The organism is Microbispora sp. H10830 (assembly GCF_014161375.1).
Lineage (GTDB): Bacteria > Actinomycetota > Actinomycetes > Streptosporangiales > Streptosporangiaceae > Microbispora > Microbispora catharanthi.
The window spans coordinates 40,188-64,080 of record NZ_JABBWX010000026.1 but is presented as its reverse complement, the minus strand read 5'-3'; the positions used below and the strand labels follow the sequence as shown (position 1 = coordinate 64,080).

At 69.1% G+C, this 23,893-nt stretch carries 20 protein-coding genes; 13 read left to right on the top strand and 7 right to left on the bottom strand.

Annotated features, from left to right (window positions below):
- The first annotated feature begins 7 nt into the window (after positions 1–7).
- The 3 genes from HHX35_RS39735 to HHX35_RS39725 are packed head-to-tail and all read left to right on the top strand — an operon-like array spanning position 8 to position 3,965.
- Positions 8–712: a M48 family metallopeptidase gene (locus HHX35_RS39735; RefSeq protein ID WP_220506422.1), complete on the top strand. Its 705-nt coding sequence runs from the start codon at positions 8–10 to the stop codon at positions 710–712.
- Positions 713–2,512, top strand: coding sequence for an N-6 DNA methylase (locus HHX35_RS39730; protein ID WP_182903750.1), 1,800 nt, complete (start codon positions 713–715; stop codon positions 2,510–2,512).
- A gap of 16 nt (positions 2,513–2,528) precedes the next feature.
- The gene (locus HHX35_RS39725; protein WP_182903749.1) at positions 2,529–3,965 is read left to right on the top strand and encodes a serine/threonine-protein kinase; all 1,437 of its coding nucleotides are present in this window, start codon (positions 2,529–2,531) and stop codon (positions 3,963–3,965) included.
- A 226-nt stretch (positions 3,966–4,191) separates the two neighbouring features.
- Here HHX35_RS39725 and HHX35_RS39720 read toward each other — a convergent pair whose 3' ends face one another.
- Positions 4,192–4,899, bottom strand: a complete 708-nt coding sequence (locus tag HHX35_RS39720; RefSeq protein ID WP_182903748.1) for a DUF2637 domain-containing protein — start codon at positions 4,897–4,899, stop codon at positions 4,192–4,194.
- A 114-nt stretch (positions 4,900–5,013) separates the two neighbouring features.
- The gene (locus HHX35_RS39715; protein WP_182903747.1) at positions 5,014–5,454 is read right to left on the bottom strand and encodes a hypothetical protein; all 441 of its coding nucleotides are present in this window, start codon (positions 5,452–5,454) and stop codon (positions 5,014–5,016) included.
- Positions 5,455–5,570: 116 nt separating this feature from the next.
- On the opposite strand from HHX35_RS39715, the gene HHX35_RS39710 reads away from it, so the two are divergent.
- Together HHX35_RS39710 and HHX35_RS45265 are read left to right on the top strand one after the other, a co-directional pair.
- A complete protein-coding gene (locus HHX35_RS39710; RefSeq protein WP_182903746.1) occupies positions 5,571–10,520 on the top strand; it encodes a PxKF domain-containing protein in 4,950 nt (1,649 codons plus the stop codon).
- Positions 10,442–10,927: a hypothetical protein gene (locus HHX35_RS45265; RefSeq protein WP_396781754.1), complete on the top strand. Its 486-nt coding sequence runs from the start codon at positions 10,442–10,444 to the stop codon at positions 10,925–10,927. The genes HHX35_RS39710 and HHX35_RS45265 overlap by 79 nt, the downstream gene beginning before the upstream one ends.
- Positions 10,928–10,933: 6 nt before the next feature.
- On the opposite strand, the gene HHX35_RS39700 is transcribed toward HHX35_RS45265, so the two are convergent.
- Positions 10,934–11,482 (bottom strand): TetR/AcrR family transcriptional regulator, encoded by a 549-nt coding sequence (locus HHX35_RS39700; protein ID WP_182903744.1) that lies wholly within the window; start codon positions 11,480–11,482, stop codon positions 10,934–10,936.
- A gap of 119 nt (positions 11,483–11,601) precedes the next feature.
- Here HHX35_RS39700 and HHX35_RS39695 point away from each other — a divergent pair, with 119 nt between their 5' ends.
- Complete coding sequence (locus tag HHX35_RS39695; RefSeq protein WP_182903743.1) at positions 11,602–12,561, top strand: cupin domain-containing protein; 960 nt, start codon at positions 11,602–11,604, stop codon at positions 12,559–12,561.
- Positions 12,562–12,651: 90 nt separating this feature from the next.
- Here HHX35_RS39695 and HHX35_RS39690 read toward each other — a convergent pair whose 3' ends face one another.
- On the bottom strand, positions 12,652–12,825 hold the full coding sequence (locus HHX35_RS39690) for a CGNR zinc finger domain-containing protein (RefSeq protein WP_220506420.1): 174 nt from the start codon (positions 12,823–12,825) through the stop codon (positions 12,652–12,654).
- 316 nt (positions 12,826–13,141) lie between these two features.
- Positions 13,142–14,041, bottom strand: coding sequence for a hypothetical protein (locus HHX35_RS39685; RefSeq protein WP_182903742.1), 900 nt, complete (start codon positions 14,039–14,041; stop codon positions 13,142–13,144).
- Positions 14,042–14,169: 128 nt separating this feature from the next.
- On the opposite strand from HHX35_RS39685, the gene HHX35_RS39680 reads away from it, so the two are divergent.
- The 6 genes from HHX35_RS39680 (at position 14,170) to HHX35_RS39655 (ending at position 19,008) form a co-directional block, all read left to right on the top strand.
- Entirely contained in the window at positions 14,170–14,607 is a 438-nt protein-coding gene (locus tag HHX35_RS39680) for a MarR family winged helix-turn-helix transcriptional regulator (RefSeq protein WP_182903741.1), read from the top strand.
- A 219-nt stretch (positions 14,608–14,826) separates the two neighbouring features.
- A complete protein-coding gene (locus HHX35_RS39675) occupies positions 14,827–15,759 on the top strand; it encodes an ABC transporter ATP-binding protein (RefSeq protein ID WP_182903740.1) in 933 nt (310 codons plus the stop codon).
- The gene (locus tag HHX35_RS39670; protein WP_182903739.1) at positions 15,752–16,504 is read left to right on the top strand and encodes an ABC transporter permease; all 753 of its coding nucleotides are present in this window, start codon (positions 15,752–15,754) and stop codon (positions 16,502–16,504) included. Before HHX35_RS39675 ends, HHX35_RS39670 begins: the two co-directional genes overlap by 8 nt.
- Positions 16,486–17,259, top strand: a complete 774-nt coding sequence (locus HHX35_RS39665; RefSeq protein WP_182903738.1) for an ABC transporter permease — start codon at positions 16,486–16,488, stop codon at positions 17,257–17,259. Before HHX35_RS39670 ends, HHX35_RS39665 begins: the two co-directional genes overlap by 19 nt.
- 10 nt (positions 17,260–17,269) lie before the next feature.
- A complete protein-coding gene (locus HHX35_RS39660) occupies positions 17,270–18,406 on the top strand; it encodes a sensor histidine kinase (RefSeq protein ID WP_182903737.1) in 1,137 nt (378 codons plus the stop codon).
- Entirely contained in the window at positions 18,403–19,008 is a 606-nt protein-coding gene (locus HHX35_RS39655) for a DNA-binding response regulator (RefSeq protein ID WP_182903736.1), read from the top strand. The genes HHX35_RS39660 and HHX35_RS39655 overlap by 4 nt, the downstream gene beginning before the upstream one ends.
- Positions 19,009–19,282: 274 nt before the next feature.
- On the opposite strand, the gene HHX35_RS39650 is transcribed toward HHX35_RS39655, so the two are convergent.
- Positions 19,283–20,773, bottom strand: coding sequence for a non-reducing end alpha-L-arabinofuranosidase family hydrolase (locus HHX35_RS39650; protein WP_182903735.1), 1,491 nt, complete (start codon positions 20,771–20,773; stop codon positions 19,283–19,285).
- A gap of 946 nt (positions 20,774–21,719) precedes the next feature.
- Positions 21,720–22,175, bottom strand: a complete 456-nt coding sequence (locus tag HHX35_RS39645) for a MarR family winged helix-turn-helix transcriptional regulator (RefSeq protein ID WP_182903734.1) — start codon at positions 22,173–22,175, stop codon at positions 21,720–21,722.
- Positions 22,176–22,416: 241 nt separating this feature from the next.
- Between HHX35_RS39645 and HHX35_RS39640 the strand changes: the two genes are divergently transcribed.
- Positions 22,417–23,844 (top strand): MFS transporter, encoded by a 1,428-nt coding sequence (locus HHX35_RS39640; RefSeq protein ID WP_182903733.1) that lies wholly within the window; start codon positions 22,417–22,419, stop codon positions 23,842–23,844.
- Positions 23,845–23,893: the final 49 nt, after the last annotated feature.

Below are 23,893 nucleotides of genomic sequence, written 5' to 3'. Positions count from 1 at the left end.
GGTGACCGTGAGTGATTTCCCCGGAGTCCTGCGGGTCGGCGACCTGGAGGTCGCCGTCTCGGTGAGCGAGCGCCGCAAGAGCGTCCGCCTCACCGTCGAGCGGGACGCCTCGGTCACCGCTGTCGTGCCGCCGCAGATCTCGACCACCGACCTGGCCAAGCTGGTGGAGGCCAAACGATCCTGGTTGTACGGCAAGCTTGCCGAGAAGCGGGAGCTGGGCGAGGCTCCACCGGAAAAGCAGTTCGTCTCGGGCGAAGGTTTCCGCTATCTGGGCCGCTCCTACCGGCTTCGCATTGTGCCCGCCGGGGAGGTCCGGCTGGTCCGTGGCCGATTGGAACTGCCGGAAGGCGGTGACGCCAAGGAACTGGTGGGCTGGTATCGCCGGGTCGGCCACCCATGGCTCACCCGGCGGATCCAGCCGTGGGCGGCTCGGATGGGCGTGGAGCTGGCCGGGCTGCGAGTGCGTCCGCTGGGCTATCGGTGGGGCTCGTGCTCGCGGGATGGTCAGGTCAACATCCACTGGGCGACCATGCAGCTTTCGCCGAGTCTGATCGACTACGTGCTCGTGCATGAGCTGGCGCATCTCAAACGGCCGGATCACGGTGCCGCGTTCTGGCGGATCGTCGAGCTGGCCCTGCCGGACTACGAAGAGTATCGGGAGCGGCTCCGCCGTACTGGGGATGACCTGTGGTTGCCGGAGGAAGGGCGATAGATGCGAGACGACGTCCTGGTCAACGCCGCCGACATCGCGCGGCTGGCCGACGTCGGCCGGGCCGCGGTCAGCAACTGGCGCAAGCGGTTCAGCGACTTCCCGCTGCCGGTGGGCGGCACCGCCACCAGCCCCGCCTTCTCCCTGACCGAGGTGGAGCAGTGGCTGCGCAAACACGACCGGTACGTCGAGGTCGCGCCCCTGGAGCGGCTGTGGCAGCGGCTCCGCAGCAGCACCGACGACCTGCGTCTGAGCAAGGTGGTCGCGGACGCCGGCGCGGTCCTGCTGGGCGAGAAAACCGATCTGGACAAGGCTCTGGTCAAGGAGATCGAAGAGATCGGGCGGGCGGAAGGCGCCGTCGCCGCCTTCGACGGGATCTGCGAACGCTACGTCGATCTGCACTCCCGGCGCCTGCTGGCCACACCGCCGGATGTGGCCAGGCTGATGGCCGGCATCGCGGAAACCGCCGGACGCACGGTTTTCGACCCGGCGTGCGGGATCGGCACCGTATTGCTGGAGTCCCGCGGCAGCCAGGTGTTCGGCCAAGAACTGAACCAGAGCGCCGCCCGGCTGACGCGTATCCGGCTCCGCCTGTACGGCTACCAAGCCCAGATCGAAGCGGGTGACTCGCTGCGCGCCGACGCCTTCGCGGGCAGGCAGGCCGACGTGGTCGTGTGCAACCCGCCCTTCAGCGAACGAAGCTGGGGCTACGACGAGCTGACCAGCGATCCACGCTGGGAGTTCGGCTTGCCGCCGAGAGGTGAGTCGGAGCTGGCCTGGGTGCAGCACTGCCTGGCTCATGTCAGGCCGGGCGGCCTCGTCGTGATCATGATGCCGGGTGTGGCGGCCAGCCGGCGTCCGGGACGCCGGGTGCGCGGGAACCTGCTGAGAGCGGGCGTGCTCCGGGCGATCATCAGCCTCTTCCCCGGTGCCGCCCCCGCCTCCAGCGGCGCGCCGGATCTGTGGGTGCTGCGCAAGCCCCAACCGAGTGACGAACTGCCGTCTCAGGTGCTGATGGTCAACGCGGGCGAAGATTTGACACTGGCCGAGCAGGCGTGGCGGGCCTTCCGCAGCACTGCCACGCTGCCGGACAACAGCAGCATGGTGCGCATCATTGACCTGCTCGACGACGAGGTCGATCTGACGACCAGCCACCGGGTGACCGCACACGAGCCCACATCCGGCTTCACCGCAATGAGTGACCGGTTGTCGTCACTGCTGGGATCGCTCACGCCTCCCCGCCTCGTCGCAGGACCTCGCCGTGATCTGGCGATGACCAACATCGGCGAACTGGCCCGCGCCGGGGTCGTCACCGTCATGCAGGGACCTCTCAAGCTGGCCGAAGAGGGCGACCAGCCCGTACTGACCGCGAAGGACCTGCTGCTCAACCGCGCACCGAGCGGCAGGACCGGCGATGCGCCGGGGCTGATTCGTATCGAGGACGGTGACGTGGTGGCGCCGGTGCTCACCGGCAGCGGCGCGGTGCCGCGGGTGATGAGCCAGGCGAGAGCCTTACTGGGGCCTCAACTGCTGCTCTTCCGTACCGACCCCGAGCGGCTCGACCCCCACTTCCTGGCCGGCTGCCTGCGCGCCAGCAGCACCCGATCCGGCTCCTCTGCACGGCTGGACCCCCGGCGTGCGCCGCTGCCACGGCTGCCGATCGAGGAGCAGCGCAGGTACGGCGAGGCGTTCCGGCAACTGCTCACCTTCGAAGACGCCACCAGGGTGCTGCGGGAGATCAGCGATAATCTTGTCGCTGCCGGGATCGACGGGCTTCTCGACGGGAGCCTGACACCTGAGTGATCTCTTGGAGGCGCCCGTGTCCCTCTTCCTCGATCGCTATCGGCTCGACCCGGTCCACCTGGGCCGCGGCGGCATGGGAGAGGTCTGGGGCGCCGAGGACACGGTGCTCGGTCGCCGGGTGGCGATCAAGTTTGTCCGGCTCCCGGACGCCGAGCTGATCGAGCGTTTCGCCAGGGAAGCCAGGGCGCTGTCCAGCTTCTCGCACCCAGGCGTGCCCGCCCTCTACGACTTCGGGTCCGCCGGCGGCCGCCACTACATGGTCATGCAGTTCATTGAGGGAAACGGACTGCATGACGTCATCGCCGAGCACGCTCCGCTCTCCATCGGCTGGGTGGCCTCGATCGGCGCGCAGATCGCCGCGGTCCTGGAGGCCGCCCACCAGCACGGCATTCTGCATCGGGACCTGAAGCCCTCCAACCTCATGCTGTGCCACGACAGCTCCATCCGCGTCCTCGACTTCGGCCTGGCCTTCATGCACGAGGCGCAGCTCACCAAGCTAACCAGGACCGGGCAGCAGTTGGGCACCGCCGCTTACATGTCGCCTGAGCAGGTCGAGTGCAAACCGTCCACCGAGCGCAGCGACATCTACTCTCTCGGTTGCGTGCTCTATGAGCTGGCCACCGGCCGCCCGTTGTTCCACGGGCCGAGCGAGTACAGCATCATGAGTCAGCACGTGCGGACGCCGGCGATCCCGGCCGGACGGCATCGCATCGACATCCCCAAAGGCCTGGACGACCTGCTGATGGCGATGGTGGAGAAGAATCCCGAGGACCGGCCCGCCACCGTCCGCGACGTTTACGAGCGGCTCATGCCGTACCTGTCGGGAACCGGGCCTCTGGGCGACATGACCGATGTCGGCCCGAGCCCGTTGCTGCTCTACTCCCGCGCGTTGAGCCGGACGATCGTGGCCGGAGGGCCGCCGACAGCCAGGCCGTCCGTGGCGCGACACGACGTGAGCCAGGGTGATGTACGGCGAGCCCGGCGGGAGGCGCAGTCACTGGTTCGGCAGTCACGGTACGGCGAGGCGGCGGCGCTCCTCGAGGAGGCCGTGGCACACGCTCCGGAACCGGAGGAATTGCGGGAGCAGCTCGCAGAGGTCTGGCTGACCGCGGGCGACTACCATCGAGCCGCCCACGAGTACCGCAACCTGGCCGCGGCAGCCGACCCTGAACAGGCTTTCCACTACCGGCTCCAAGAGGCTACCTGCCACGCCCACCTCGGCGATACCGAGCTGGCGCTCCACCTCATGACCGAGCTGCTGGCGGACTGCGCCGCAGAGGACGACCCCCAGGCGCTGGAGCTTCGGCGCCAGATCGGAGAGCTGGAATTGGATGCGGGTCTGCTAGACCGGGCCAGGCGGAATCTCACGGCACTGCTGTCCGACTTGGAACGGACCCACGGCGCCGACCACGCCGCAACTGAACGGGTCCGACAACTGCTCGCCTCAGGCTGAGCTGGTCAGAAGGCGAAGTAACATGAGCCAAACTCACCAGCGAGTTTGCAGGCATGGCCCAGCGCGACCCATCGATCGTTCCGCTCGAACAGCTCGGTATTCGCTGCCCGGACAGAAGAGCACCGTCCAGATCACGGTTGACTTGAGCCCATCGCCGTGCAGCTTGATAAATTCTGAGTCAGATATGACGCTGATGCTTCTGGCTCTGAGGCGAACATGGCAGGAGCTAAGGACTTTGGAGTGGTCCTGAGATGCAGGCAGGATCCAGCTGACCGCTGAGTCCGGCGCTTTTCACGAGACGGCCCCAGCGAGAGCTGCGCCCAAACTTCTGGGAGATGACCCTACCGCTGGGCAACGACCCATCCGGGCCTCTGTTCGCCAGTGCCCATATCCAGGCTGCTCTCTGAACCTCTCGTCCCTCGCGGGGTCCGAGGAGTGCGTCTTTAGCAGGATCTTCACGGCTCGCGGATACCGGACTGTCGTCACCGAGGGCGGCCGGATCGACGGCAACAGCTCCAATCGTCTCCTCATGGTGAAGGTAAGCGTGCCGGATCTGCCGCATGAGAATCTCGTACGCACCGACTAGGGCGAAGGACGGCCAGGCTGCTATCACGCGGCCGACCAGAGTGGGTTCGGCGACGGCGACATTCGCGGCCAGCGATGTGAGGCTCGCGGTGATCAGCAGGGTCCACGGAAGAACCCCGCCCCTCCGGCCGTACCGACTCTCCAGCAACAGCGCCATGGATGAACTGACAACCGTACCGTCCACAGATAGCGGGATGAGTGCAGCGGTCAGCGGGCTCTCGCCGTGCGAGAGCGCCAGCTCATGCATGTGACGGAACGAGACGACCGCGGCGATCGCAGCGACCAACAGCACGCTGCCCGTCGACGTCCGCCGGATCCAGCGGTTGGGGGACGACGTCATCGTGTTCATCCCTCCGCCACGGCTCGAAGCGTGCGGACACGACGCTTCGGGAGAGGCCTGACCGCTTCAACGGTGAACTGTCGAGCACGAACTTCCTGGTCAGACGGGGTCTCTCCCGTTCCCCTACTTCTGGGTCCCTTGCCGGGGGCACTCACCAAATCTTCGGCACAGGTGCCTGCCTCCGGCAGGCGCCTGTTCGTTTCCGGGAAGTTCTTCTGCCCTCGCCGTAACTCCTTCGATCGTCTCGTGGTCCAGGGTGATTCGGATCAACGCCACCCCAAGGCGGGCGTCATAGCGGATCTCCAGACGGAAGGCCGTGAGCAGCTCACGCTGGAGCTCTTCGGGCAGCTCAGCGAGCTTCGTCTGGAGCATGGGGATCTTGTGGAGCAGGCCGGTTTGGTGGTCGCGAGCGGGCGGACTCGCCTCGGCGTCGGCAAGCTCTTGCGCCTTGGTCCGGCGCTCACGTTCCAGCTCTGTGAAGCGGGCCCGCAGACGCTGGCAGAACGCATAGTCCGCATCTGTTTCCCCCAAAGCCGTCTTAAGCGCCTCCCAAGTGGCTACCATGCCTCCTCCGTCACTCTCCCGTTGACAGGTCGAACGGATGCCGGATGGAAACGGGAGTCGGTGAGGTTCGGGTGAACCGGTGGAGACGGGCGGTAACGTCCCTATTGGCGATGGCGATGACCGTCGCGACAGGCGTGGTGGTCTCGGCGCCACCAGCCAGGGCAGACGGGATTCTCCTCAATGGGAACGGCGTGTACGGCCCTAACAGCAGGATCGAAATCGCGTCGACCGTGCTCACGTACAAGGACGACTGCGACGGCGGGCTGAATGACTTCGTCTACCCGGTCAGTGACATCTACCTGGTGCCGGATGGGCCGCCCTCAGAGGGGCAGCACCTCGACGACGTCGTCGGTACGCCCAACGCGGTGGTGCAGGACGAATCCCTGGTCATGGGCGAGGTGATCGGCATCACCTCGCCCGCTGGAAATCTCCCTCCAGGAAAATACGCCGTTGTCGTCGACACCTGCCAGGACGGGTACTTCGACGCGGCGGACGACAGCTGGTACAGCGGCCAGATCGAGGTACTGGCCCTCGCGCGGACCCCTGCGCCCGACGCCGCGCTGGCGAGTCTGAAAAGCGCGGCGCTGGACGAGTACCAGACGTACAGGGAGCGTTGGCTGGACGCTCGCGCAGCAGGGGACATGCTTGAAACGGCGCTTCAGGGGAGTTGCGCTCTCGGCAGCCCCGTCGCGTGTGCGCTGGAGAAGAAAGATTTTTCCACCCCCATCCATCGAAAGTTCGCCAATCTGCAGTTCAGCCGGGCGATACATTACATCGGCATCTATGCCGACCCACCGAATCCCGAATTCGATCGGCCGGTGATTCCCGAGAAGGTCGACGACGACGTCTCGACTGATGCCATGGCGGGTGAGGCGTCGCTGCTTCAGGCCTTGTTGCGCGGGGTCGAGGCGTACAAGGGCGCGCAGCAGGCGGGTGACGGGGAGTGGGCCCTGGTCCACGCGCGTGAGGTTCGTGACCTGCACCAGGCGCTGGCCGGGCAGTTGGCGCGGACCTCGGCCCAGCTAAACGACATCAAGGCGCTGTTCGGCGAGGACGCCGACAAGGCGTTCGCCTTCGCCGCGGATTTCGGGAGCCGGGTCAAGCAGCGGGGCCTCACCCCGGACGAGCGGCGCGTGCTTCGGGAGAGCGGGCTGACCGGCGCGCAGATCACGGAGTTCGAGAACCGGATCCGTGTGGCGGCCGCCGGCCCGCGCTACACAGCCCAGAACGTGCGGGATGCGCTGAATGCACAGATCGCCGCGCATGCCAAGACGGCCGCGGCTGTGCAGGAGGGCCTCACCGGTTGGCAGGCGATCACCGACGCGCTGGCGGGCGACGCGGGAGTGCCGGACACGCATCCTGTCGCGCAGGCGGGAGGCCCGTACACGGCGCCCGAGGGGCAGTCGATCAGGCTGAACGGGTCCGCTTCGACCGCGGCACAGGGGGCGACGATCTCGTCGTACGCCTGGGATCTGGACGGCGACCGCGACTTCGACGATGCGACCGGGCAGACCCCGTCGGCGGTGTTCGACGAGCCGGGCTCGCCGGTCATCGGCCTGCGGGTGAGCGACGACGCCGGGCGGGTCGCGTACTCCTGGAGCGGCGTGACGGTGACGCGCAAAGGCGACGACCCGAAGATCGCCCAGAGCGCGCCGGAGAGCGCCCAGATCAGGGTCGAGACCGGCAAGACGGCCGAGTTCTCCGTCACGGCGAGCGACGACGGCGGCGCGCCCGAGGTGAGCTGGGCCGTGGACAAGAGGCCGGCCGACGGGACCGAGTCGCTGTCGTGGAAGGCACCGGACACACCGGGAAACCATGAGGTCGTCGCCACAGCCACCGATGGCGACGGACACCGCGTCACGCGCGGCTGGTCGGTCCTGGTGTTCCGGAAGGACGCCGACGGTGACGGCTGGACGGCCACCACCGACTGCGACGACAGCGACGCGGTGGTGCATCCCGGGCAGATCGAATCTATCGGCAACGGTGTCGACGACGACTGCGACAGCGGCTCGCCGGACGCGCCGCCGGGCGGCTTGACCGCGAAGCCGTACGGCTGGGGTCACAACACGCTGGGCCAGGTCGGCACCGGGACGCTGGGTGGCGAGTTCGACGCCCCGCAGCAGACCGTCCTGCCCGGCACCGCGGTCCAGGTCGCGTCGGGCTTCCGCGTCAGCTTCACCGTCCTGAGTGACGGCACGGTGCGCGCCTGGGGCATGAACGACCATGGTCAACTGGGAGACGGCTCGACCGTGTCGCAGCGGGCGACCCCGGTGTCGCCTCTCGGCGTCGGCGGGGCCGGCACGCTGGCCGGTGTCACCCGGATCTCCGCCCACGGCGACCAGGTCGCGGCGGTGCGAACCGATGGAACGGTCGCGACCTGGGGGTTCAACGGCAACGGGCAGCTCGGCGACGGCTCGACCGTCACCTCGCGCAACGTCCCGGGGCTGGTGCTCAGCGGGCCGGACACCCCGCTGCGCGGCGTCCGTGACGTCGAGGCGGGTGAGCAGTCCTTCTACGCGCTCATGGACGACGGAACCGTCACGTCCTGGGGTGTTCAGAAGTGCCTCGGCACCTCCTCCCAGAACAAGCCGTACGCGACGGCGATTCCGGGGCTGAGCGACATCCGCCAGATCGCCGCTGCCTCGGGCGTCGTGTTCTTCCTCAAGAAGGACGGCACCCTGCTCTCCTGCGGCGACACCGATCCGGCGCTGGGCCGGCCGTGGGCGCTCAACACGCCGACGTCGCCGTACCTGCCCAACACGGTGACCAACCTGGGTCGCGGCAGCGGGGTGGTCGACGTGTCCTCCTCGGGTGACTCAGCGGTCGCGTTGAAGGAGGACGGCTCGGTGTCCATGTGGGGCCAGAACACCAACCACGAGCTGGACGCCCTCGGCTTCGCCGGCGGCCAGAGCACCAGCGTGCCGACCTCGGTGGCCCTCCCCGAGGGCGCGCCGGTCGTCGCGGTGGATCACGACGACTCGATGAACACCCTCGCGATCCGCGCCGACGGCTCCATGCTGGCCTGGGGCGGAAACCTCTTCGGAGCCACCGGCACCGGCGGAAGCGCCCCGGTCGGCATGCCGGCGGTCGTCAACCTGCCCGGCCGGGTGTTCCTCCAGGTGTCGGCCTCGAAATGGAACGCCCTCGCGCTGACCCGGCCGGCGTCCGACCCGGACCTCGAGCTGCCGGCGTCGTGGGTGAACGCGACCGTCGAGGACGCCGCGTTGAGCGAGGCGGACGACGGGGCGTTCATCGTGAAGCTGGATCACGCCCTGGGTGACGACGTCGCGCTGACCTGGTCGCTGCGGCCCGGCAGCGCGGGCGAGGACGACGTGACGCTGGGCACCGGAACGGTGGTCGTATCGGCCGGTGAGACGCAGGCGTCGATTCCGGTCGACGTGGCCGACGACGCGATCGACGAGGACGACGAGACGGTGACGCTCGCGCTGACGGGGGCCCGGCTCGGGCTGACGATCACGCGCGCCCAGGCGACGGGCACCATCGCCGACAACGACGAGGGGCCCGTCGTCTCGGTCGAGCCGGCGACGGTGACCGAGGGGGGAACCAGCCTCACCGACACACCGATCACGTTCCATCTGTCCAAGCCAAGCGGCAAGGAGGTCGTGGCCGCGTACGCCACCGCCGACGGCTCGGCCAAGGCGAACGACGACTATGTGGCCTCGGACGCGACGATCCGCTTCGCCCCAGGCGAGACCGAGCACGTGGTTCACCTCGCGGTGAACGGCGACGCGATCCCGGAGGCGGACGAGACGTTCACCGTCTCGGTCGGCGAGGTCGCCAACGGCAGCGCCGGGCAACCCGCCACGATGACGATCCGGGACGACGAGGTGCTGGGTGTGTCGGTCTCCGCGCCCACGATCGCCGAGGGCACGTCCGGCGACTTCACGGTGACCGTGAACCCGGCGCCGCCGGCGGGTGAGAGCGTGTCCGTGCCGTGGTCGATCGTCGAGCCGGCTGCCGGCCCGGACGACGGCCCCGGCGACGTCGGGCCCGCCACCGGGACGCTGACGCTGACGAGCGAGCATCCCAGCGGCGTGGTCACCGCGACCGCGATCGACGACACCGCGGTGGAATCTCCTGAGCCGTTCCGGCTCAAAATCGGCGACGTGACCGCGTCCGACGGGCGGAAGGTGCTGCCCGGCGAGGTCGGCATGGCGTGGATCACCGACAACGACAAGGCCGACAGGCCGCCGGTGGTCGAGGCCGGAGACGGTCTGTCCGGCGTGGAGGGCGCGGCCGTCCCACTCTCCGGCACCGTCACCGATGACGCCGCCGGAGTCACATCATCGTGGACGGTCGACGGTCCGTGCGACGTCACGGGGGACGGCCCGCAGGCGTCGGTCACCTGCTCGGACGACGGCGTTTTCACCGCGACACTGACCGCTGTGGACGCCAAGGGCGCCTCGGCGTCCGACACCACCACCCTGACCGTCGGCAACGCCGCCCCGGTGCTCGTCACGGTGGCCGTGGACGGGTCCGGCGCGCGGATCGAGTTCTCCGACCCGGGCACCGCCGACCAGCACGTCTGCACCGTCAGGTGGGGGGACGGGACGGCGCCCGGCGTGCTCGACGGAGCCCTGTCGCCGTGCTTCCTGCCCCACACCTACGGTCCGGGCACGTTCACCGCCACAGTGACGGTGAGCGACGGCGACGGCGGGTCGGTCTCCACCTCGCGTACCGTCAAGGTGGCGTCGGCGCCGTGGCCCTTCCGTGGATTCCTGCCACCGGTGGACAACCCGCCTACGGTCAACGCCGTCCAGGCCGGCCAGGCGATCCCGGTGAAGTTCGGCCTCGGCGGTTACCGCGGGATGGACGTCTTCGCGGCGGGCTCTCCGGCGTCGGGGCAGGTTTCCTGCTCCCTGGGTCAGACGGACTCGGTCGAGCAGGCGGTCACCGCGGGTGGATCGCCGCTGTCGTACGACGCGGCGAAGGATCAGTACACGTACGTCTGGAAGACCGACAAGGCGTGGGCCGGCCAGTGCAGGCGGCTGAACGTCACATTGGCCGACGGCACCCGACGTTGGGCGCTGTTCCGGTTCCGCTGACACAGCCGGATCAACTGAGGGTCCCGCCGTCGCGAGCGTCACGGCGGGACCCTCTCCGTGTCGGTTCCAGTACTTCCTCAAGGGCGCAGACCCGAGCCGGCACAGCCGAAGTGATCTCGACGCGTCGCCGCAATCCTCGGCTCCCGCCCCAGCAGTCCAGTCGCCGATCGTGCGCGGCCTTGGCCGCTGCCGGGACGCCCTGCATCCGGCACTGCGCCGCGTCGACACGCCACCGGCGCCTCCTGGTCGGTTGGCAGCGATGGCCGCGCCTGGCGGTGCTGTTCGCGTGCACGGGCAACAGCGCCCGCTCACCGATCGCCGAAGTCCTGCTGCGCCAGGACACCGCCGGCGGCGTGACCGTGACCAGCGCCGGCAGCCGGCCTGATCGGAGAAGCCGACGGCGCTGAGTCGCCTCAGCGGGGTGCGATGCCGTCCAGGGTGATGTCGATGAACCGCCGCCAGTTTCCGACGTCGCCTCGGCTGATCATCGCCAGCGCGCCGACCAGCATGTAGAGATCGTCCACCGTGATGTCGGCGCGGACGGTGCCGTCGGCGTGTCCGCGTCTGATCAGCGTGTCCCCGATGGCCAGCAACTCCGTCGCCAGAGGCCCGCGCGGGGCGGTGGAGCCGAACGTCGCCTCGATCGCCCCGGAAAGGCCGCGGCCCGTCTGATGCATCTGAGCCACATGGGTCAGGAAGCAGGTCAGCGCCGCCCGGGTGTCGGGGTTGGGCAGGCACTCGCTCTCGGCGAAGGCGAGGATCGCGCTGAAGCGCTGCTCGGCGACCGCCTCGACCAGGGCCTGACGGGTCGGGAAGTGCCGGTAGAGGGTGCCGACGCCGACCTGCGCGGCCCTTGCCACCTCCCCCATCTGCACCTGGTCGCCGTGCTCGGCGAACAGGTCGACAGCGACATCCAGGAGGCGGGCGCGGTTGCGCTCGGCGTCGCTGCGGGGCCTGGACATGTGCTCCCCTTTCACGGAATCGGATTCCGGATCACACCCTAGTCCGCGTTGACAGGGCTTCCGACGCTGACCTAGCTTAAACGGAAACGGATTCCGAATCAGATTCCCGAGGATCTCTCATGGTCAAGGACCGCTTCTTCCTGCTGGACGCGGGCGCCTCCCGTCCCACCCGCGTGCCCCTTCCGCCGTCGATGAGCGTGAAGGCCGGGGCCGCCGATACCGAGGGGCGGTTCTCCCTGATTGAGAACCGCGGTGACGGCCACATCCCCGCTCACGTCCACGACACCTTCGACGAACTGGTGTATGTGCTGGACGGCGACCTGGGCATCGAGTTCGACGGAGCCGGCCACCACCTCACCGCCGGGATGTTCGCGCTGGTCCCGCGCGGCGTCACGCACGCCATGCGAAACCTCGGGCCGGACGGCTCCGCCGTGCACGCCCTGCAGTTGTCCGCGCCGGGCGGCTGGGAGCGCTACGTCGAGGACGTGTGCGAGGCGGGCGAGGCCGACGCGCTGATGCTCCCCGACGAACGGCGTGACTGGCAGAAGATCAACGAGCTGGGCAAGCCGTACGGCATGCGCTACCACCTCGGGCAGGACGACCCCGCCGAGTGGGGCGACAAGAGCCGGTTCTACCTGCTGCGACAGGGGCAGGTGAGGCCCGGGCGCATCGCGGTGCCGCCCGCGTTCGGCATCAAGGCGCGCAGCGAGGACACCGACAGCCTGATCTCCCTGCTGGAGGTGACCGTCGCCCAGCCCGTCCCGCGCCACACTCACCATGTCGCCGACGAGTGCATCTACGTGGTCGACGGTGTCCTGGAGATCGACTTCGACGGTGTGACGCACCGGGCCGGCAAGGGGCAGTTCGTCCTGCTGCCGCACGGTGTCCCGCACGCGATCCGCCCCGGTTCCACCCCGCCGCCCAAGGTCATCCAGGTCTCCTCGCCTGGCGGCTGGGAGTGCGTGGTGGAGGCCCTCATCGAGCATCGCACCGAGGTGAGCCAGGGCGGCCGCTTCAACCCGGCGGCACTCAACCGCTACACCCGCCGCTACCACGTCGTCTACGAGGAGAACGAATGACCCGCGCCGTCGTCCCGGCACAAGGGGCCCGAGGGGGCGCGGGTGCTCACGCAGACCGCAGGACCTCGGCCGGAGCCTGACCAGGCCAGATCACCCCACCGAGGATGTCCTGCTCTTCTTGCGAAAGCGGTAGTACGCCGCCTTGACGCGGTTGCCGCACTCCTCTAGTCCGCACCAGTGGCGGTTGCCGGAGCGGGAGCGGTCGACGAGGATGCGCGCGCACTCCTCGCGGCCGCACCCACGGATCCGCAGCTCGTCGGTCACCCCGAGCGGCCGCACCGCCGAGCGGGCCGCATCGGAGGCGATGGCCGCCGCGTCGCCGACATGTACGACACCTGAGAGTCAGGGGCATCGCGTGACGCGTGACTTCGGCACGGTACCGGACATGGTCTTCGAAGCGCCGAGCCGGCAGCCGGTCATGGGAAGGTTCATCTGCCGGCGTGCGGCCCGTTCGAGTAGGGCGCGTGGCACGAGAAGGGTTTCCCCAAGGAGGACGGCCTCGGGTGCACCCAGCGGGAAGACGCCTGTCGGGTGCGCCTTCAACCGAGGAAGCCGGCCGCCGCCATCCACATGGCGATCATCATGCGGGTGACAGGCCCGCGTTGAGGTAGAACTCACCGTCGTTGGCGTCCGTACCGGCGATTATGGTCGCCAGGTGGCGTCCGTCACTCGCGATGGACCAGTATCGGAGCGTCACGACGGCGGTCGCCGACGTCACGCAGGTCTGGACGGCGGGATCGAGGTGTGCGGTGTTGCCCCGGGTCAGCAGGGTCCAGGTGCAGCCATCGGCGGTACGAGCGGTGATCCGGTTGTCATACTCGCCGGTGATCGTGAGGAGTCCCTGTTCGGGGGTCTGCGTCACAACCGGTTTCCCGTCTGAGCCGGTGGATCGGGTGACGCGGATGTTCGCCCTGGTCGCCGGGTCCGCTGCGTCGTATCGCCACGTGCCGGGGAACCGTGCGGCGCTTCGCGGGTCGTATTCCTTGGCCTTCGTACGAGCGCCCCTGTCTAGCTGCCAGTCGTAGTTTCCGGCCGGGTTGGGACTTACGGCCTTGATCGTTTCCTTCTCGTGGTCGCCGTTCACCGTGACGGTCCACGTGCTGATCGTGTACCACGCGTTGCTGGTCGGGTTGTGGCAGGTCTGCGTCGCCGGATCCAGGTGAAGGCCGGCGGGCCCCGCCTTGAACGTCCACGTGCACCCGACGTCGGTGCGGCCCACCACGGTGTCATGGTCACGGGCGGTGAAAACGATGTCGCCGACCTGGGGTGCCTCCATCGTGCCCGGCCTTATCACAGCGATGTTCGTCATCGTCGTACGGTCAGGCTGGTCGTAGTTCCATTTACCCAGGTACTTCGCGATCCCGCCGGTCGGCTGGGCCGGCTTCGCGTGGGCCTGCGCCGGGCCGGGCACGGTTACGATCGCTGTGGCGGCAAGCACTGGTAGGGCCAGCAGTGCGCGTCGCCGTGTCGACTGGAACATGTCATTTCCTTCTGGTTATGGCCGGCGCCTTCGGCACGACGCCGGCAGACCGACAGCAGATTACTAGATTTTCGAGATATTAGAAAATCGAGACGAGGGGAGCCATGTCAAGCGCACGGGCTGAGCTCATGACGGAGATCACCAATCGGATCAGGCGCACCAACCAGCGCGGCGCAGAGATGGCGAACGCGGCCGCACGCGTGATCGGTGTCAACAGCACCGACATGGCCTGCATCCAGATGCTCCAATATGAGCCGCTGACCGCCGGAGAGCTGGCCCGGCGCACCGGCCTGACGACTGCCTCAGTGACCACAGTGATCGACCGGCTGGAAGCGGCGGGATTCGTCGCACGCACCCGCGACCCCGCCGACCGCCGCCGGGTCGTCGTCGAATTCCAGCCAGAAAAGGCCGGGCCCGGTATCGCGGGAGTGTTCCTGCCGCTGCTGCGCAGCTGGAGGGATCTGATGACCGACTACGACGAACGCGACCTCCGCGTCATCGCCGAGTTCCTCGGGCGAGTGGAGGATGCCCTCGACGACGAGATCCACAAACTGCGAGAACGCTGACGATCGCCGCGGAGTTGCCGAAGCCTACGCGGGCCGCGAAGCCGGCGATGAGCGTCCGCCCGGTCACGTGATCCCTGTGTCGGAGGGACGACCGCGCCGGGGGCACCATCTTCATCAGATCGAGAACGCAAAGGCGGCGACCGGCCGTCTACTCGGCCTGCTCGCGAAGTTGTGAATTGCTCACTGTTTCCGCCACCGCCCCTGGCGAAGGATCAAGGCGTGACAGCGATCCAGGTGAACCACGTCAGCAAGAGCTACGGCAGATTCCAGGCGGTCAACGACATTTCGTTCGAGGTCGAGGCGGGAACGGTCTTCGCCTTGCTCGGCCGCAACGGTGCGGGCAAAACCACGACGTTCGAGCTGCTCACCGGGTTCCAGAAGCCGGACACCGGTTCGGTCAGGGTGCTGGGCCTCGACCCGATCAGGGACCGCGCCCAGGTGCGTGGCAACGTCGGCATCATGCTGCAGGAGGCCGGATTCTTCCCCGACCTGACGGCCGGGCAGACGGTCGAGATCTGGCGTGACTTCACCCCCGCCGCGCGCCCCGCGAGCGAGGCGCTGGAGTTGGCGGGCCTGACGGCGAAGGCGAAGACGAAGGTGCGGCAGCTGTCCGGCGGTGAGAAACGCCGCCTGGACCTGGCGCTGGCCCTGCTGGGCCGGCCCGACGTGCTGTTCCTGGACGAGCCGACAACCGGCATGGACCCCGAGGCCCGCCGCAACATCTGGGAGGTCGTCCGCGACCTCGCCGCCCGGGGCACGACCGTGCTGCTGACCACCCACTACCTGGAGGAGGCCCAGCAACTGGCGACGAACCTGGCCATCATGGACAGAGGTGAGATCGCCGTCGGCGGCGACATGGCCGAGACGCTGGCCACGCGGGTGGGGCGGGTCTCGTTCGAGCTGCCGTCCGTGATCCATCCCGGGGAGCTGCCGCTGCCCGCGACCGTGCGGGGCAGGCTCGCCATGGTCCAGGCCGCCGATCCCGACCTGGCCGCCCAGACGCTGCTGGGCTGGGCGAGCGAACGCGGCCTGCGCCTGCGCGGCCTGGAGGTCCGGACGGCCTCACTGGAAGACCTGTTCCTGGAACTGGCCCACAACGGCACAACCGACCGAGGCGACCGCCCGGCCCGGAGTGGTGACGTCCGTGCGTGAGGTGCTGGCCGTGGCGCGGCTGGGCGGGCGGCTGTTCTGGGGCGACGGGCGGGTCGTCGGCGGCATCGCGGTGCTCAGCGTCTGCCTGGGCGCGGGCCTGCCGTTGCTGATCGCCGCCTCGCTCAGGAGCCGCGACGTGGAGGTGGTGCTCGGCATGCATCTCGGCATGCTCGCCATGGTCCTGACCATCGTCGCGACCACCCAGACGGCCGTGACGCTGTCGACCAGGCGAGAGCTGCTGGTTCTCAAGCGGCTACGCGCCTCGGGCCTGCGCGGGCGGGCCATCATCGGCGGCGAGCTGGTCAACATCGTGACGCAGGCAACTCTCCTGTCGGCCCTCGTCTCGGTGATCCTCTATACCCTCACCTACCTACGGCCGCCCGAACTGCCGCTGCTGTTCGCGGCGTGCGTCGTCGCGGTGGCTGGAGTGCTGGCGCTGGTCGGCGTCGTCTTCTCGACCGTGACCCGCCGCCCCGACCTGAACGCCCCCGCCACGATCCCGTTCATGCTGGCCAGCGCGCTCGGGGCCGGAGCATATGGGCCGTTCGTCACCGGCCTCCTCCCCGGCTGGGTTCGGTGGGCGCTCGACCTGCTGCCGACCGGAGCGATGGTCGAGATCGCCAGGCTCGCCTACAGGGGCGGCGAGCTTGCGACGCTGACCGGGCCCGTCCTGAACCTGACCGTCTGGGCCCTCCTCGGCCTGGTCGGCGTCCGCTTCCTCTTCCGATGGGACCCACGCCGATGAGCCTCACGGCCACCTACAAGCTGAGCGCCCGGCTGTTCTGGCGCGACAAGGGCATGCTGCCCGCCTCCGTGATCACCCCGCTGGGGCTGGCGATCGGGATGCCGACGCTGATGCGCAACGTCACAGCCGGCGGCGTCACGGCCGCGGCGCAGATGTTCGTGGGGACGCTCGCGCTCATCCTGTCGGGGACCGCGTTCCTGAACATCACCGTCGCCCTGACCATGCGCCGCGACCAGCTCCTGCTCAAACGGCTGCGCACCACCCGGCTCACCGACCGGCAGATCCTCCTCGGCGAGGTCGCGAACACCGTCACGCAGACGGTCATCCTCATGATCGTGTCAGCCGTGGCCGTACACCTCCTGGCCGATGTGCCGCTGCCGAGGAATCCGGTGCTCTTCGCGGTGTTCGCGGTCGCGGGTTCGGCGGTGATGGCGACGCTGGGGGTGGCGTGGACGGCCGCGATCCCGCGCGGGGAGCTCGCGGCGCCCATGACGCTGCCGTTCTTCTTCCTGGCCGGCCTCGCGTCCGGGGCGATGGGCTCGATCGTGGACCTGCTGCCCTCCTGGCTGCACCCGTTCTTCGCCGCCCTGCCCACCAGCGCGGTGGTGGACGCGGTACGCGCCTCCTACGGGCCGGGAACACTCGGCTCCGACCTGGCGGCGGCAGCCGTACCGGCTCTGGTTCTGGCGGTGTGGGCGGGGGTCGCGCTGCTCTCGATCAGGAGGTGGTTCCGCTGGGAGACCCGGAAGTCATAATGGGCCGGTCATGAACTCCACCTCCGCGCGACGGCTCGGAATCGCGCTGATCGTCCTGGTCTCCGTCGGTTACACGATCATCCCCCTCGTGGCCTCCCTCGCAACCGCCGCCGCGTCGGTCAACGCCCGGCTGCTCGTGCTGCTGGCCGCTTTCTACTGGCCGCACTTCCTTCACGTACGGCAGGCGTTCACGGGCGCCCGATCCCGATGGCTCCCCGCCACACTGGCGGTGCAGGCGGTCGCCGCCTACCTGCCGGAGGTCCTCGGGTTCACCGGCTGGTCGGCCGGGACCGCGCCGCTCCTGGCCGGGCCGGTGCTCCTGCTGCTCCCCCTGCGCTGGGGCGGCGTCCTGGTGACGACGATGGTGGCGGCGGAGTTCTGGTGGCTCCAGGGAATCTTCCACAACGTGACCGGCTCGTACTTCTACGCCCTCACCATCGTCATCACCGGCGCCATGATCTACGTCATCGTGCGGCTGGTCCGGGTCACCGCCGAACTGGAGCAGGCGCGGGCCGACCTGGCGGAGGCGGCGGTGCTGAAGGAGCGGTTGCGGATCTCCCGCGACCTGCACGACGGGCTGGGCCACAGCCTCACCGCGATCGTGTTGAAGGGCGACCTGGCCACCCGGCTCATGGACCGCGATCTGCCCGCCGCGAAGACCGAGGTCGGCACGCTGGTCCAGGTGGCGAGGGAGGCCGCGCAGGAGGTGCGTCAGGTGGCTCGCGGCTATCGGCGGATGTCGCTCGCCGGTGAGGTGCACCGGGCCGCGGCGCTGCTGGAATCGTCCGGAATCGGCTGCCAGGTCAACCTCGCCGAGATCGCCCCGTCCCGCGAGCCGGACGAGGCCCTCGCCTGGGCCGTGCGCGAGGGTGTCACGAACATCCTGCGGCACAGCCGCGCCACCACCTGTTCGATCACCACCTCGAGCCGGGCGGGACGCATCCGCCTGGAGATCGTCAACGACGGCCTCCCACCTGATGACGCGCAGACCGCTACCGACACGGTCGGTGATGGGCCTGTCGGTGCCCAGCCTTTCGGTGGCGGGCTGGTCGGGCTGGTTGAGCGTGCTGCGCAGGTGGAGGGCACGGTTGAGGCCGGGCACACGTCCGAGGGCGGATTCCGGTTGACGATGGAGGTGCCCACGTGATCCGCGTCCTCCTGGCCGAGGACATGCACATGATCCGGGCCGCGCTCATCGCCCTGCTGCGCCTGGAGTCCGACCTGGAGGTGGTGGCCGAGGTGACGCGCGGGGACGAGATCGTCCCCGCAGCGCTGCGGATGCGACCGGACGTGGCGATCGTCGACATCGACCTGCCCGTGCTGGACGGCATCACCGCCGCCGCGCAGCTGCGGGAGGTGCTCCCCTCCTGCCGCATCCTGGTGCTGACCGCGATGGGCCAGCCGGGTCAGGTACGGCGGGCATTGTCGGTGGGCATCGAGGCCTTCCTGGTCAAGGACGCGCCCGGCGACCGCCTGGCCGACGCGATCAGGCGCACGGCGGCCGGGCTGCGGGTGCTGGACGCGGAGCTGGTGGCCTCGGCGATGGAGCACGGAGAGAGCCCTCTCACCCCACGCGAGACCACAGTCCTGCGCGAAGCCGCCCGTGGGGCCTCCGCCGAGGAGATCGCCGCCCGGTTGCACCTGTCGGCGGGCACCGTGCGCAACTACCTCACCGGCGCGATCACCAAGACCGGCGCCCGCAACAAGATCGACGCCGTCCGCATCGCCGAGGACGCGGGCTGGCTGTGACCCCGGGGACAACACCACACAAAGCCCAGCCAACCTCGTCGGCCGTGCGGGCGTGATGGGCGATCAGGCGGCACAGTCGCTCGTCGGCGGTTCGACTCGGACAGCGGGATGATCTGGGCTCTATACATGACTGTGGCGGGCTCGGCCTTGCGCCGAGCCCGCCGGTCCAGGTCCATCCGGTCCTGATCGTGTGCCGTGATGGCGCTCACCCGATTCGGCATGCGCCTTCAACGCGAGCGTCAGGACCACCCCGAGGTGGACCCGTGTGATGCCGTCAGTGCTGCAGGGTCAGCAGGCCCGGCCGGTAGGGCAGGAGGCCGTAGTCGCCGCCGGAGCTGGGGCTGCGGCCCTGGTAGAGCAGCTGCAGGTTGCAGGGGTCGACGGTCTTGGTCTGGTCGGGGTTGTTGCGGACCAGGTCGCCGTGGCTGATGTCGTTGGTCCAGGTGGCGCCGCTGTTGGCCTTGCCGGCGAAGGGGTTGCTCTCGGTCGCGGCGTTCGGCGTCCACGACCCGCTCAGGCTGTCGGCCGTGAACGAGCGGAAGTAGCGGCCCTGCGAGCCGATCGCCTCGACGAGCATGAGGTACTTGTTCTGGCCCTGGAGCTTGTAGACCTCGACCGCCTCGAACAGGTTGTTGGTCGAGTCGCTCATGACCGTCGTGTAGTTGGAGCCGAAGCTGCCCGGGAAGTTGCCGATGGGCATGCTCTGCCGGTAGATCTTGCCGTTGTCGCCGGCGAAGAACAGGTACATGTTCTGGCCGTCACCGATCAGCGTCTGGTCGATCGGCCCGGTGCCCGAGCCGGAGATGCTCGCGGTGGACAAGGTCTGCTGCGCCCCCCAGCCGTTGGGGTTGGTGGGGTCGCTGGAGGTGCGGTAGGAGAAGGCGGTCCCGCCCCACTGGTAGGCCAGCACCCAGATGTTCTTGGGCGCGAAGTAGAACAGCGTCGGCGCCACGGTGCCCGAGTTCATCTTGGTCTGGGTGGCCGAGGCCATGTCGGACCAGTTGGTGAACGTGCTGAAGCCCATCGAACCCCAGCCCGACCCGGTGTCGTGCGTCGTCGCGTAGACCAGGTGCTTGCCGTTGTAGACGACGTTGGTGAAGTCCTTGAGCGAGACCCACCCCGACTTCGGAGTCGCCAGCGCGCCCGTCGAGGTCCAGCGGTACGTCGACGGAAGAGCGCACGTGCCGGTCGGCGTCACCGACGGAGACGGGGACGGGGACGAACTCGGGCCGCCTCCGGAGATGCTCCACTTCTGGTTGGTCTGCCCGTTGCAGGACCACAGCTGGACGGCGGTCCCGTTGGCCGTGCCGAGCCCGGTCACGTCCAGGCACAGCCCCGACTGCACGCCCTTGATGGAGCCGTCGGCATTCTGCTGCCACTTCTGGTTGTTCTGCCCGTTGCAGGACCAGATCACGACCTTCGTGCCGTTCGAGGTCCCCTGGCCGTACGCGTCCACGCACCGCGTGCCGTTGAACGTCCGCAGCTCACCCGCCGAGGTGAACTCGAACGCCTGGTTCGCCTGACCGCTGCAGTCCCAGATCTGCAGGCCCGTGCCCAGCGCGTCGGTGTTGCCCGCCACGTCCAGACACCGCCCCGACGCCGCACTCACCAACGGCGCCACCGCCGCCGACGCCGGCGCCGACCACGTCACGGCGACCGCCAGCACCGTCGTCAGCACCGTGGCCAGGACCGCCACGAGGCGCAGGCCGTCACCGGCCGGCGAACGATGCCGGCCGCTCGTCACACGAATGGGGGGTGAATCCATTGTTCCGTTCTCCTTGGGGGTGAAGGCGTGGCGAAGCGGGCCACGCTTGGGCAAACCGCAGTGGTCTTATGGGACCGGGCATGGACAGTCAGCCGATCGGGACGGATCCTCGAGCTTTGCCGCCAGGAGGTCGGCGGGCTCGCGAATCGTTTCCGTACGGCCCGGTTGGCCGTCGTTCGCGTGCGGAGCTCGAGACCCGCCGTGTCCTTTGAGATCTCGCTCCGGCAGGGGCGATGGAAAGGTCGATGATGGCCGCGGCGACACGTCCACCCCCGTCAACGCGCCACCGGTACACATCACGCCGTTCGAGGGCGAGAGCGCGGTCGCGCGGATCGTCGGCTGGACCGCGGTCGATCGCGGATTTGTTAGCGCTAACATCACGAGCAAATCCGGGGCTCCTCTCCCTCGACTCCGTTGAGGTGCTGGTGCGACGGAAGCGAATACGACCGGGCAAGGCCCGTCAGGAAAGCGCTCCCTCCCGATGCCGGGCACGCCCGGACGCCTCTGGGGTGGTGGCGCGCGGCTGCCGACCGTCTCCGATCATGGAGACCCTCCTTCCCGGGGCCGAGGCGTGTTAGCGCTCACACAGGTCCGCGGCGCGGGGTGCCGCGCCTATGAGTGTCGATTCCGGTGGTAATGGCGGAGCAAACTAGGAATCACCAGGTTGCGCAAGAGGAAGATCGAGAGCCCGGGTGCACTTCGGGCTTCCGGAACGCATCCCACCTGGTGTGACCGGCCCGGCCCGCACCGTTTGCGCAACGGCTTGTGATGAAACTTTCAACCGAAGCGCGCGCTGACGCCGACGGCAACCTTGCCCAGTTATCGGTCGTCCCAATCCCGGACGAGCAGGGACGGCGGAGGGGCATCGCGTCACCTCGCCGTCCAGAGGCGCGACGACCCGCTCGGCGACATACCCGGCCCGTCGCGATTCCGCGACCAGAGGGTGTCAGCTGCCGTGCGGCCGGCGGGGGCGCCTGGTGTCCACATTGCCGGTCAACGCCGTGAGGATGCCGGGGAGCTCTGCCACAGTCTCGGCGGGCAGGCCGGCCACGGTCTCCTCCGCCAGAGCGCACCACAGCTGCTTGATCTGCTCGACCAGAGCGTTGCCGCTGTCGGTGAGCTCGACGATGCTGGCGCGCCTGTCGGAGGGGGCGGGTGCGCGGCGGATGTGGCCGGAGGCTTCGAGCTTGCGGGTCATGAGCGTGACGCTGGGCGGCTCACAGCCGAGCGCCTCGCCGAGCTGGGCCTGGATCATCGGGCCGGTCCTGGCGAGTTCGAGCAGGAGCGCCTCCTGCCCGGGGTGCAGGCCGAGCGGAGCCAGTAGCGCCGCGGCCCTGGCCCGGTGGCGCAGGCTCAGCAGGCGGATGGCCTGGTTGAGAGCGTCGGCGTGCTCGAAGTCCATGGGGCTCCTTGACAAGTTAGTTATGCGCATAATAGTTATTCGCATAACTTATTCTACACGACATCGAGGCTCCGGACATGACCGTGAAGATCGCCGACATCTACGACAGCGGGACAGGCACTCCGCACGCATTCGCGCAGGTCGTCGTCGGGGCACCACCTCGGCCGGGACCAGGACGCGGCCGCGTCGCCGAACCGCCCCCCGACCGCGTGAGCGGCGGGTCGGCAAGGAAGAAGAACTCATGACGAGCACCGGCACCGGAACGCCACGGGTCAGGCCGCAGGCCGGCCTCGCCTGGCTGGTCCTGTCTCTGGCGTGCGCCTGCCAGTTCATGGTCATCCTGGACGCGTCCATCGTCAACGTCGCCCTGCCCTCGGTCCGCGAGGACCTCGGCTTCACGCCGACCGGCCTGGCCTGGGTGGTGAACGGCTACCTGCTTACCTTCGCCGGCTTCATGCTGCTGGGTGGCCGCACCGCCGATCTGTTCGGCCCGCGCCGGATTCTGGCCGCCGGACTGTTGTTGTTCTCCGCCGCGAGTCTGGCCGGTGGCCTGGCGACCACTCCTGAGGTCCTGGTGGCGGCCCGCGTCGCGCAGGGCATCGGAGCCGCCATGATGGCCCCGGCGACGCTGGCCGTGATCAACACCTCGTTCACCGAGCCGAACGCGCGTGCCAGGGCGTTCGGCGCATGGTCTGCCTCGGGCGGCGTGGGCGGGATGGTCGGCGCGGTCGCCGGCGGTGCCATCACGACCGGCCTGTCGTGGCGCTGGGTCTTCCTCATCAACGTGCCGATCGGCGCCGTGCTGGTCGTCGCGGCCATGATGTCGCCGGCCGGCGCGCGCACCGGCCGGCGGGAGTCGCTCGATCTCATCGGCGCGGTCACCGGGACGGCGGGGCTGGCCGCGCTGGTCTACGGGGTCATGCGGAGCGCCGATCACGGCTGGACGTCCGTGCCGGTCGTCGGGCCGGTAGTGGCGGGTCTGCTGCTGCTCGGCGTCTTCGTCGTGGTGGAGTCGCGTTTCGCCGGACGGCCGATGGTGCCCCTGCGGCTGTTCAGGATCCGGGGAGTGGCCGTCGGCAACGGCATGCTGCTGCTGTTCGGCGGGATTTCCATCGCGATGTGGTACTTCACGTCGCTCTTCCTGCAGAACGTACTCGGCTACAGTGCGCTGCAAGCCGGGCTCGGGCAGACACCCGCGGCGGTGGTGTTCATGCTGATCGCCCGGTTGGCCGCCGCCCTGTTGCCCCGAACCGGTGTGCGCCCCCTGGTGCCGGCGGGCAGCGCCTGTTTCCTGGCCGGTTTCGGCTGGCTCGCCCAGGCCCACACCGACAGCGGCTACGTCACCGGCGTGCTCGGGCCCATGCTGCTCATCGCGGCCGGCATCGGGCTGACCTTCCCCACCCTCATGGCCGCGGCGACCGCCGACGTTCCCGAAGGCGACGCGGGGGCCGTCGGCGGCCTGGCCCAGACCGCCGGTCAGGTAGGCGGGTCGATCGGCCTGGCGGTGCTCGCGACCGCCGCCGGCACCAGAGCCGCCTCGGAAATCGGCGCGAGTTCCCCGGCCGCCGCCCTCGCCGCCGGATACGACCTTGTCTTTCTCATCGCGGCCGGGCTCGGCCTGGCCATCGCGGTCGTCAGCGTGCTCCTGCCGCGGCGCCGGCTCGGCTGACGGCCGGCGACGCCGCGTCCTCACTCGCCGCACCCCCTGTACGTACGAC